This window comes from Lapidilactobacillus wuchangensis, from assembly GCF_003946645.1.
GTDB lineage: Bacteria > Bacillota > Bacilli > Lactobacillales > Lactobacillaceae > Lapidilactobacillus > Lapidilactobacillus wuchangensis.
On sequence record NZ_RHOU01000002.1, the window covers coordinates 39,763 to 52,181 of the forward strand.

Here is a 12,419-nt window from a genome sequence, read left to right on the forward strand (position 1 = left end):
TTATGGCGAAGTCTAAGAATAAAGATGTTCAATCATTGAAATTTCCTTTAGTGGAACAGGCTGAACATGCAGAGAAAGATTTATTTCAAGAGAATTGGGCCATTCCTGATTATATTACAAATAACTTAGCTCATACTTTTCGACCATATCAAGATAAAGCGCTAAGTAATTATCGTTATACACAAACACAAATCAAGCCTAACCCACAACATGTCTTGTTCAATATGGCAACAGGATCTGGGAAAACGGATTTAATGGCAGCTTTAATTTTATATTTGTATCACGATCAAGGTTACACAAATTTCTTATTTACCGTGAATACGAACTCGGTTCTGATGAAGACAAAAGATAATCTGATTAATACTGACAGCGATAAGTATCTCTTTCAAGATAAAATTGAGATTGCTGGACAATATATTACGATTCAAGAGGTCAATCGCTATCCAAGAATCAAACAGGCCAATACAGTTTATCTTAAACTTGCAACTGTTCAAACAGTTTCGAATGATTTATTTACGGTCAAAGAAAATACGATGGGTTTAACTGATTATGAACAAGATCCAGTCGCAATCTTGGCTGATGAAGCCCATCACTATTCAGCAAGTACGAAGTCGGAAAAAGAAGCAGAACATACCTGGGAATCAGCGATTAACAAGATTTTGAATGCTAGAAATACTGAAGACCAAAAAAATTTGTTGCTCGAGTTTACAGCAACAGTCGATTTTGAGAAGACTGCTATCAATGATAAATACCGTGATAAGGTTGTTTATCGTTATCCTTTAAGTCGTTTTATGTATGATGGGTACTCGAAACAAGTTAAGCGGATTGAAACGTCAGCTAGTGATGATGAAAAAATGTTAAATGTCGTACTGCTCTCTCAGTTTAGAAAATATCGTGCTCAAATTGAAAATGTCACCAGTACCTTCAAACCAATTATCATGTTTAAGTCTGCTAAAGTTGCTGTTTCTAAAAAGGCGAATGCTAAATTTAACGAGATTATTGCCAAGCTAACCGCTAAAGATTTATTAGCCTTTATTGAACGTCAGCAACTGATGGATAGCAATGATAATGCAGCACTTGAGATTGCTTATAATTATTATTTAAAGAATAAAGATAACTTAGGTAAAATTGTCCGCGAAATCAAACATGATTTTGACCCTAAAAATGTTTTAAATGCGAATGACGCTAGTGGCAATATGCTTGAAAAAGGTCAGTATGAGGCATTAAATTCTTTAGAAAGTTCTAATAATTTTTATCGTGTTGTTTTTGCGGTTGCCAAACTCACTGAAGGCTGGGATGTCTTGAACTTATATGATATTGTTCGTATCAATGAAGAGGCTGCAACTAATAAAAATGCCACGATGGTAGAGGCTCAATTGATCGGTCGCGGCGCACGCTACTATCCATTTGAGATTAATGGTAAGAAGAGTTATCAACGCCGGTTTGATCAAGATCCATCTAATAAGCAACTCCTACTAGAGACACTTCATTATCACACAATGAATGAACCACAATACTTAAAACAGCTAGTTGGATCATTAAAGCAAATGGATTTGCCAACTAGCAAAGATAGTAAAAATCCTCCCATTGAAATTAAAGTTAAATCTGAGTTCAAAAGAACTGAGGCTTACCGACACGGAAAGATTTACTATAATGAATCAGTTGACGTTCCTAGTAGTTACTTTGACAGCATTCAAAAGTATGGTATTGAGCATAAACCTGATCTTCAGCGTAATTTAAATTATGGTTCACGGGAAGTTAATTATTCGGCGTATGCAGCAAACGTCGAGACTAAGACAATCAGTGTTTCAAAATTTGATGATCGTTACATCAAAAAAGCTATTCAAAAGTTAGATTTTTATCAGTTTTCAAATTTGAAAAAATATATTCCTAATATTCAGTCCATGAATGATTTTATTTATGGAAGTAACTGGTTGAATGCTAATAATCTAAAATTATTTTTAACGGTACCTGTTGAATATCGTGAAGCTAATTTGACCGCAGAAGAAATCTTAAAAGTTATCATTGATCTTCTAAAAGAATACCAAGTTAAAATCCAATCAGGTTATGTTAAGCAGCGCGGAACTAATAACTTTATCGGCTATCCAATTAAGGAATATCTCAGTGATTATAATAAACGTGTCCCTGAGTATGATACACAAACACAATTTGATAAAACGCAAGATATTAAAGTTTATCAAATGAAAGATGATCCATTTTATGTTTATGATAATGCTATTGTTAATCGACTTGAGTATCAATTAATTGAACGAATTAAGGCATATGTTGAGGATTTAAAAGTTAAGTATGGTAAAGCAGTATACCTTTTTCGCATGGATGAAACGATGCATCGAGAATCAGCTAAGAGCGAAAAACTGAAGTTACATCAATATCAGGAAAAACCTAAATATGGCATTCATCTGACAGGATTTCAACCAGACTTCATTTTATTTCTTGAAGATACAAATGATTATTATTTCCAAATTTTTATTGAGCCTAAGGGCATGAGTGGCGAACGCTTTGAGAAAGAATTATGGAAAGAAGAGCTTCTGTTATATATGACGGATCATCATGCTGATATGGAATTTATGGACAATGAAAGCGATATTCAGATTAGTGGTTTAAAATTTTATACTAATGGTGATGGACGTGGCACAATGGAACAATTAAAAGAAATCACAAACATTGCGAATTATACAGACAAACCATGACTACCCGTAAAATGAGTAGTTTGCTCTAGAACTATAGGACCTATGTACAAGTCAGCGTCTATAATCACCTCCAAGCTCTTGGTAGAATTATCCTATCATCAGTTTGGAGGTTTTACATATGAGAGAAATTATTAAATTGAACCTTGATAATCTTAGAAAATCAACTCGTTTAGATAACACAGTCTGCTTCCTGCGAACAGAACATTGAACGATTAAAATTTTTAATGGGATTAAGCCACACCTATTTGAATCACTACTGAAGGTGGTTTCGGGTCATGGCGAGTAAATTGCTCGATGTTGAAGCGGTTTATTTGATTTGTGGTCGACAACTAGGCAAGTAATGTTTTATTCCTAGTAGCTAGTTATGATGAACGCGGTAGCTTTTATAATATGAGGCGTGATGCTTGAATTAATTCAAAGAGCGAACGTAGGTTCTCTTTTGGTCTATATATGGTATAATGGCTTTATTAAAATACTATATATAGGCAGGCGTGTGTATGAAAGATACATCTTATGTTTTACAGAAAATCTGTAGCCAAATTTCACTATCTGATACGGCGAAAGCTAATGTTGTTCGGGAATATACCTCACTTGGAAAGTTAATTTCCAACAGTGATTTAATCGGCTGTAGAACTGAAATAAAACCTCAAGGATCATATAATCTTGGAACAGCTATAATGCCCTTAAATGGTTCCGATGATGATTTTGATATTGACTTGGTAGCTATTTTGGATGAGATGCCAACTGCTCAGAAAACTAAAATTGTTATCGGTGATGTATTAAAAGCAAGTGATTTGTATTCATCCAAACTATTGCCTGAGAAAAAACGTGCTTGGACAATTGACTATGCCAAGTCACACGTGGATGTTGTTCCGGCAGTTAAAAATGATGTGGCAGATATCTCGGTGACAAATAAAAATAGCAAAGATAATTATGATTATCATCCAAGTAGTCCATTTAAATTCAAGGAATGGTTTATTGAAAAGGGACAAGATATTTATCAAGGGTCTACTACTGTCAAAAACCATATTCGTAATGAAGTGGAACAGCCTGAGGAATATGATCAATCTACAATTTTACAACAGGTTGTGCAGTTGTTGAAATTTCATCGAAATAAGATGTTTGAGAATCGACCTGATAAGGAAAAGCCAATCTCAATGGTAATTACCATTTTAGCAGCTCAGTCCTATAACGGTCAGAACGATCTTTCAACTGCTTTGGTAGAAGTAACTAATAGATTACGCGATCAAATTGAATATGATGTACAAGGAGTTCCACACATCCTCAATCCGACAAATCCGAAAGAAGATTTTACTGATAAATGGAAAGAGCATCCCGAACGGAAGACAGCTTTTTTTGAATGGCTTCAAGTTGTTGAACGAGAATTGGGAACCACAAACAAGACAAATATTATTTCATGGCAAGAGACACTTTCAAAAGTCTATGGTGAGAAACGCACACGAAACGCGTTTAATGATTTAGGCAAATGGCGATCAGATATTCAAAGACGCGGAGAAATACCTGTTAATGATGCTGGAATATTTGAAGATGAACATAGTGACAATTATGTGACACCAAATACCTTTTGGGGGGATTAAATTGTCTAATGTTTGTAGACTTAAGTATTATTATCAATTAAATTTGTTATTTCCTAATCCCCATAATTCAATAACTGCAAATGGCTATTTTCATGTTTATGGAAATATACAGGCTAATTCACTCGGAAAAAAGTACAAGATTGAATTTCGATCTTGTAAAAAAAATATTCAGGTTATCATTCACAACTTTTTTATTCCGGGGTCGTTATATGATATACCGCATATCTTTGTAAATCAATCTAGTAAAGAAAAAAAAGAAATTTTCTTGTGTTTATATAGAAACAAGCATAATCGAAAAGAATTTATCTTCGGTGATAATTTAAAAGAGACATTAATTCCTTGGACAAAAGAATGGTTGTATTTTTATGAATTATTTTTAGTTACTGGAAAATGGTATGGGAACGGTGAACATCCTGAGTAAAAAAATAAGAGTGGTTCATGAAAAAAGGTTTATATGTAAAAATATTCTTCTACCTATAATTTTACCTCTTGTCCTATGTGAGGTTATTACAAATTATTTTCCAAGAAAAAAGGTTTTATCTGTCATGCAAGCGATATTTAACATTAGTGAAAGCAGAAGATTGCTGCTCGAGAGTTTCATGTTTGTGTACCCTATTTTTATTTTTTGCATTTTTTTCTTCTTATATCGCAAATTTATTTCAAAAATTTTCTGGAAGCGAAATCTTTTACCTGAGAATCAATATTTTTTGGTGTCAGTGTGGTCATTAAAGATTGCGACTTTTATTAGTGGGTTAGATCAGGGAAGTGCCACTAGTCTTCCAATATGGCAATATATTGATTACCTGTATAATAAAGAATCATTTGGTTGGAGATACTTAACACTAAAGACTCCTGATGTAACACAATCTCCCAAAGGGACAGAAATTAAACAAGTTTTCTACCAAAAAAATGATGATAAAAATATGAGTCCAGTTCGATCAATAATAGTGGCAGACACATACCCAATTGACATGGACTTGCTACCTGAATTTGTTACTAATCATGACTACGTTCTTTTTCAACGCCTGGTTAATAATCAAACGGATAGAGTGCGTGGTTACAATCAAGATTTGGTGTTGGATATTATTAGACAAATTAGAAAAGCTGAAACAGATGGCGTTCAGGATATTTATTTACTTTTAAATACTAGTCCTACTCACGTGACGGAAATTATGCGAGAATCTTTTCAGGATGCTGGACGGAACTCCATAAAGCATCTGTATGTGTATGAGTCGCAATCAGAATCTCCATTTAGATTTGTCAAACCACATCGTATTTATTAAGATGATTTTCAATTATAAAATATATGTAATTAAGATATCGTGATCGTTGTAATAGTGTTGGTTACCGTTATTTTGTAACTTAACAAAATAACGTTCGCATTTCAGTGATAACGCAGTAGTACGCTACTATAACTGGAAATTAATCAAAGTTATTGAACTTCAAGTAATTATAATGTTATCGAAAATGTATTCTGACTTGTGATCTTATACGCTTTTTCGGAATAAATATGTTATAATAAACTTACTTAGTATGAGAGTTGAACAGCACAACTCGTTTATGATATCAAAGTTACCATAAGAAATACTAAACGAGGCTATAACACATCCTTTCTAAGATGTCTACCTCTAATTGCTTAATCACCTTGACCACAATAGTAATTATGATCTCAGTGATATTAGCGCTGAAGGAAAAGTCACTCGATTGCACCACTAGGATTATCACAATCACTAGTATGTAACGAATACGCTTATCCATTCTATTATAACTTTACGTAAAGTATGCGATTATACTTTACCGGTCAGCAGAGTATTTTATCGGGCTATGGTAATTTACAAGAATTTCCGGAGCGCCAGCTGTAATTTGGTAGCATTTAGACGTCACTTTGTATGATTCTGACCGTCAGTTTGAATAAGTGAACGATTTCCGGAGGGTCTGCGGGTTACCGCAGGCCCTTTTAGTATCTTTAGGAGGATTTTATGAACGGCGAAGTTGATCGATTACTTGAAAAATCTAATAAAGTACTTGGTAAAACATACAAACATTTTGATGTTAATCCAAGTAAGTCTTCTGCTAAGAAGTTTATTGCCAATACAGTACTTAAACCTAACGTTATTGCACGTTATCGATTCTACCCGTTTATTATCTATTCACAGGTGACAATAAAATATCATCGGACTAAGGGACATCTCAGAGCACATGTACGTGATAAAGTACGCCCTTTATCTTTAGTTGCCCATCATGACGCATTGATTTATGTAAAATATGCGGATGAATTAAATTCGTCATATGAAGAATATCTGGTTGAGCATAATTTTTCCAATGTACCAACGGCGTATAGAAAATCCAGGCATACTTCTAATATTAATGCAGCGAAAGAAGTATTTGATTTTATTGTTGCCCAGAATGATTGCTGGATCATAAAGGGTGATTTTAAAGGCTTCTTTGATAATCTAAGACACCGAATTTTAAAAGAAAATCTACGCCGAGTTATGTCTGTAGCCCACTTAACGCCAGATTGGTTGGCTGTTTTTAAGTCAGTGACAAGGTATAACTGGGTTATGAGCGCAGAACTAAATAAGTCATTGAAAAAAGCAAATCTGGTTGATAGAAAATGGCCTGCCTATCTAAAAGAGCGCAAAGACTTCGCCAAATTGATAGCGGATGGTAATTTAAATGTTAACGGATTTAATCAAATAGGCATTCCACAAGGAACACCTATTAGCGCTGCACTTGCAAATGTTTATATGATTGAATTTGATGAGAAACTTAATAAAATTGCTCTTGAAAAGGGAGGATTGTACCGTCGATATTCAGATGATTTTGTTATTGTTATTCCGAAGAAAAATTTAGATGAGGAAGACCTGAATATATTTTTGAAGGGAGTTATAGATCTTAGCCAGCTTTTTACTTCTTTAGAGATTGAGCGGCATAAAACTAAAATATTTAGTTTTGGTAACTCTGATGGTACTAATGTAATTTTACAAGAAGATAAAAGCAAGAACTTTATTCCTGCTTGGTTAGATTATTTAGGCTTTATCTTTAATGGTTCTGAAGTTAAAATGCGAGAACGCGGCGTATATAAGTTCCATTATAAAAGCAAAAAGGCAATTAATAAGTTTTTAAGAATTAGGAATGATAGAAATCAAATTCTATCAAGGAAGGTTCCAACGCCAGATAGAAAACAACGTCTGGTATGGCAAAACGGAAAGCAAAAACGAATCGAACTAAACCAATATGATAAACGGCTTGCTTATAAAAAAAGGATTGAAAGGGAAGAGAAAAGAATTAAAGCTAATGCGCCTAATTCAAAGATGGTTGCAAAGATGTACACTGTTGGCAAAAGATATGGCGAACGATACTCGATGATTGGATATGCCAAAAGAGCGCAGACAATATTTTCCAACAATAAAGGACGATACAAAGTTAGTGTTCTGAATCAAATTAATGATCAGATTAAGAATAATCAGTTTCAAATTAATAGAATTAGAGACAAAGGTGCATATGCCGCACATAAAAGAGTTAATGAATAGCTTCATATAATTAACTTTCACATATATCTGAATTAAAGCACTTTACTTTATGACAAAGGCCATACAATCTTTAAAGATTGTATGGCCTTTGTTTGAGCATTTTTTGATACGAGAATTAATTTATCTGACTTATATTTAGTCTTTAATTAATCTGAACGTATTCAATCTACTTCCCCCGTTTGATTTCTAAATACTTACTCCGTGCAGTCTGAAAATCTTGTTTCATTGTTGGATAAGCTTTTTTAATATCGTGGGCGCTGATGAAGAAGAAAATAATGGCGATAATTTCCAGTGGCAAGAAGAATAATCCGACGTAGCTAAAGTAGGTGTCGCCACTGCCACCTGCAGACAAATCTTTAAACAGAATTGGTATCAGGATGATTGAAATAATATTGGCAATGTAAATTAAAATTGGTGCGACATACTTTCTTTTCGAAATTTTGGTTAACTTGCTGGCACCGACGTGGGCCACGACTGTGAAAATGAAAAGCAAGAGGCCGAGACTGCTATTCGTATTTAGTCCCAGCATTGCGAGGCCCATCAGCACGATTGTCGCGATCGGTACTCCTAAGTAATAACTGTATGTTTGATATGGTCGACCATTATCCTTAAATTCTTGTTTAGCTGTTTTTAAATCTTCGTTCATGATACTTCCCCCTAAATATTGGTTTGTCCCCCAAGTTTTGCTATCATGTGTCATCAGTGTAATTGCTTTTGATCTCCCTAAGATAAAAAGCTACTAAAAACACATTTTTCAACACTATTAGAACTTATATTAATATAACACTATCTGCTCCTTAAAATTGCTTGTTTTCTTAAATATGGCAGCATTTTGCGAAAAATTCATAAGCAGGATGCCAAATTAGTCGGGCTTTTATGATCAATCACCAGCCAGATATTAACTTGATTATTTAAGCACATTGTTTCAATCGGATTGTCTGTTCCATGTTTAATGTTGAAAATTTTCAGCACTCACAGTCCAACCTGAATCCTGTCTAGACACCCGCCACCAAAGGCTTTCGCGATGGCAGATTGTTTGAACTTTCAAATTTCTTATGTTAGTGTTTAGCCATTAATGGGATTAATTTAGGGTTTGGAAGTTGCCGGCAGAATGATTGAGTGATCAATGATTTGCTGGGCTTTCAAAGATAAGTCGGTGGTTTTTAAGCGCCGACTTTCGGGAGTGAAAATAATGACAGATTCAAAGATGACGACGGATCAGTTTGCCAAGTTGCCTCTTGATCAGTTTTATCAGACGCTGACGACCAGCGAGACTGGTTTGACTGATGACGTGGCGGCGCAGCGGCTGAAAGTGGTCGGTGCCAATACGATTCAGCAGGCTCACAAGCAGTCGCAATTCAAAGTGTTCATTAAGAACTTCATTAGTTTGATGGCGATTTTGTTGTGGGTCAGTGGCGTGATTGCGATGATCGCCGGGATGCCGGAATTGGGGATCGCGATTTGGGCGGTCAACGTGATCAACGGTTGCTTCAGTTATTGGCAAGAACATGCTGCTCAGAAAGCCACCGACTCACTGAAAAAAATGCTGCCAAACTATACCCAAGTTTTGCGTAATGGTACGGCCAAGCAAATTGATTCGACTGAACTTGTTCCAGGCGATGTGTTCCTAATTCAGGCCGGCAATAGTATTTCGGCTGATGCGCGGATTGTCACCGGCAATGCGTTACAGGTCGACGAGTCAGCACTAACCGGTGAGTCAGTCGTGGTTGATAAGTTACCTAATTATGATAAAGGAGACGGCCAATTTTCTGAACAAAATGTGGTTTACGCCGGCACGATGGCAGTCAATGGTACCGCGACCGCCGTGGCGATTAACACCGGAATGCAGTCGGAGTTTGGCCAGATTGCCGCTTTGACTGAACATCAGAAAACGAACGTGACGCCGTTGACCGCCGAATTAAATCGGTTGACCCGACAAATTTCTCTGATTGCAATCATCATCGGTTTACTGTTCTTCTTTGCGGCCATTTTCTTCGTTCATTACCCAGTGGCCAAGTCTTTTGTTTTCGGCCTGGGCTTAATTGTCGCCTTCATTCCTGAAGGCTTGCTACCGACGGTGACCTTGTCGTTGGCTCAAGGCGTGACACGGATGTCCAAGAAGCATGCGCTGGTCAAGGAGTTGAGCAGTGTCGAGACGTTGGGCGAAACCACTGTAATTTGCTCCGATAAAACTGGGACGTTAACTCAAAATCAAATGACCATCAATCACGTTTGGCTGCCAGGACAGGAGTATACCGTCAGTGGCGAAGGTTACGTCAACAATGGTCAGATCCAGAAAAATAATCAGCCGGTGGTTTTAGCGAACGTGCCGGATTTGTCGTTGCTAATTCGTGTTGCCGCGCTGAATAATGATACTGATATTCAGAGTGAAGATTCACCAAGACCGAAAATTGTCGGCACGCCAACTGAGGCGGCCCATTTAGTTTTGGCGCAGAAATCAGGCTTGGATTTAAAGCAGTTGCAGCAAGACTATCCGCGAATCCAAGAATTGCCTTTTGATTCTAGTCGGAAACGGATGACCACGATTCACACGCAGCCTAATCAGGCCGAGCCAGTAATTTATGTGAAGGGCGCCTTAGTTGGTATTTTGGCTCAGAGCGACCGTCTGCTGGAGAATGGTCAAGTCCGGCCCATTACTGACGCCGATAAAAAGACGATTTTGGCGGCTAACGAAGGTTATGCTACCCAAGGTTTGCGCTCAATGGCGATTGCTTATCGTGACTTGGATGGGCAAAATGGCCTGCCAAGTAAAGCTGCTGATTGCACGATTGATAATACTGAGCAACATTTGATTTTTGTTGGCTTGACGATTATGGCAGATCCACCGCGGCCAGAGATTTATGATGCCATCGATAAATGTCATCGCGCCAATATTCGCGTGATTATGGTGACTGGTGATAGTCCACTGACTGCTAAAAGTGTCGCCGTGAAAATCGGGATTGATAGTGAAAATGTTCGGGTGATCACCGGCGATGAATTGAGTCAAATGAGTGACCACGAGTTACAAAAAGCCGTGCGTGGTGAAGTGATTTTTGCGCGGGTGGCGCCAGATCAGAAGTATCGCATTGTGAAGGCCAATCAGCACAACGGCGAAATTGTTGCTTCAACGGGTGATGGTGTTAATGACGCGCCAGCCTTGAAGCAAGCCGATATTGGTATTGCCATGGGCTTGACCGGGACGGACGTAGCCAAAGATGCGGCCGACATTATTTTGACCGACGATAATTTTGCCTCGATTGTGGCGGCAATTGAAGAAGGACGAACGGTTTACAGTAACATTCAGAAATTCCTGCTCTATATTTTGAATAGTAATGTACCTGAGGCGATTCCGTCGATTCTGTTTCTTTTCTCCCGGGGGCTGATTCCTTTGCCGTTAACTGTGATGCAGATTTTGACGATTGATTTAGGCACCGATATGTTGCCAGCCCTAGGGTTAGGCGCTGAGAAAAGTGAGCCGGGCATCATGGACCAGCCACCTCGTGATCGGGATGCGCATTTACTGAATAAGTCGGTGGTCTGGAAGGCGTTTGCTTGGTATGGCCTGCTGGAGTCGATTGTTTCTGTGGCGGCCTATTTCTTCATCAATAGTCGTTATGGTTGGCCGCAGACGGCGCTGGCTGCCAGTGGCAATGTTTATATGTTGGCGACGACGATGACGCTGGCCTCGATTGTCTTTTGCCAGATTGCCATGGCCAATAATTGTCGGACGCAAGTGACTTCAGTCTTTAAAATTGGCCTGTTCAGCAATCATCGAATTTGGTTCGGGATCGCTGCAGAAATCCTAATTGTGGCCTTGCTGATGTATGTGCCGTTCTTACAAAGCGTGTTCAACACCACTGGTCTAGCGCTCTCTGACTGGGCTTTACTCTTCTGTATTCCAATTCCATTGTTCCTGCTTGAAGAAGGGCGCAAAGCGATTGTGCGCTGGCGGATGAAGCGTCAGCAACAACCAGTCAGTTTAAAATAATGGCAAAACTGTTATGACAGATAAATTGATAGAGCTGATTGCCAGCTAAATTCTCGTAAATACAAATAGCGTGTTGACAACTTTTTAAAAAGTGTCAACACGCTATTTTTGAGTGGTAATGCTTTAATTAGTTAGGCAGTTCTGCTAATCGCCAGCAATTTGTCATAAAATCACCAGTTAATTTGCGTTGTTGCTGCTGTTGCTGAGAGCCGAAGCCTGATCGCGGCAGCGTTAATTGTGGGCGGTTCGTTGTTGCGTTTTGGTTAGTTGCAGGTGTTGTTTGTGTCCGAGTCTGATAACGCAGTCGCTTTCGTTGGCCGGTGCCTTGACATTGCTGCTGGTCCTGACCATTTCTACCGGCACCGCGGCCATCACATTGGCCACTTTGGTAGTTCGGACAATTATCTGGTGCGGCACTGACAGTCGTCGCGCGCAGGCCACCAAAGACGAGCAAGCCAACCAAAGTCAAACCATAAAAGAATTTTCTCATCAGAAATCCCCCCTTAAAAGTTGTCGTGTCTTTCCCTAACTTAAGTATATCTGGTTAGCAAATTTAAAGCATTTTATTTGTTTAGCGCTTACAATTGAG

Annotated in this window: 8 protein-coding genes; 6 read left to right on the plus strand and 2 right to left on the minus strand. The window is 37.9% G+C overall.

Going from position 1 to position 12,419, the window contains the following annotated elements:
* Positions 1-2: 2 nt before the first annotated feature.
* The 5 genes from EKM82_RS02210 to EKM82_RS02230 all read left to right on the plus strand — a co-directional run bounded on the left by EKM82_RS02210 (position 3) and on the right by EKM82_RS02230 (position 7,842).
* On the plus strand, positions 3-2,711 hold the full coding sequence (locus tag EKM82_RS02210; RefSeq protein ID WP_125766695.1) for a DEAD/DEAH box helicase family protein: 2,709 nt from the start codon (positions 3-5) through the stop codon (positions 2,709-2,711).
* Between the two features lie 497 nt (positions 2,712-3,208).
* Positions 3,209-4,309, plus strand: coding sequence for a nucleotidyltransferase domain-containing protein (locus EKM82_RS02215; protein WP_125766696.1), 1,101 nt, complete (start codon positions 3,209-3,211; stop codon positions 4,307-4,309).
* Between the two features lies 1 nt (position 4,310).
* Positions 4,311-4,730, plus strand: a complete 420-nt coding sequence (locus EKM82_RS02220) for a hypothetical protein (RefSeq protein WP_125766697.1) — start codon at positions 4,311-4,313, stop codon at positions 4,728-4,730.
* Positions 4,705-5,592 (plus strand): hypothetical protein, encoded by an 888-nt coding sequence (locus EKM82_RS02225; RefSeq protein ID WP_125766698.1) that lies wholly within the window; start codon positions 4,705-4,707, stop codon positions 5,590-5,592. The genes EKM82_RS02220 and EKM82_RS02225 overlap by 26 nt, the downstream gene beginning before the upstream one ends.
* A 696-nt stretch (positions 5,593-6,288) precedes the next feature.
* Complete coding sequence (locus EKM82_RS02230) at positions 6,289-7,842, plus strand: reverse transcriptase/maturase family protein (RefSeq protein WP_125766699.1); 1,554 nt, start codon at positions 6,289-6,291, stop codon at positions 7,840-7,842.
* Between the two features lie 166 nt (positions 7,843-8,008).
* On the opposite strand, the gene EKM82_RS02235 is transcribed toward EKM82_RS02230, so the two are convergent.
* Complete coding sequence (locus tag EKM82_RS02235) at positions 8,009-8,488, minus strand: hypothetical protein (RefSeq protein ID WP_125766700.1); 480 nt, start codon at positions 8,486-8,488, stop codon at positions 8,009-8,011.
* A gap of 546 nt (positions 8,489-9,034) precedes the next feature.
* Here EKM82_RS02235 and EKM82_RS02240 point away from each other — a divergent pair.
* A complete protein-coding gene (locus EKM82_RS02240) occupies positions 9,035-11,830 on the plus strand; it encodes a cation-translocating P-type ATPase (protein ID WP_125766701.1) in 2,796 nt (931 codons plus the stop codon).
* 127 nt (positions 11,831-11,957) lie between these two features.
* Here the strand turns inward: EKM82_RS02240 and EKM82_RS02245 are convergent, their stop codons facing one another.
* Positions 11,958-12,320, minus strand: coding sequence for a hypothetical protein (locus tag EKM82_RS02245; protein WP_125766702.1), 363 nt, complete (start codon positions 12,318-12,320; stop codon positions 11,958-11,960).
* Positions 12,321-12,419: the final 99 nt, after the last annotated feature.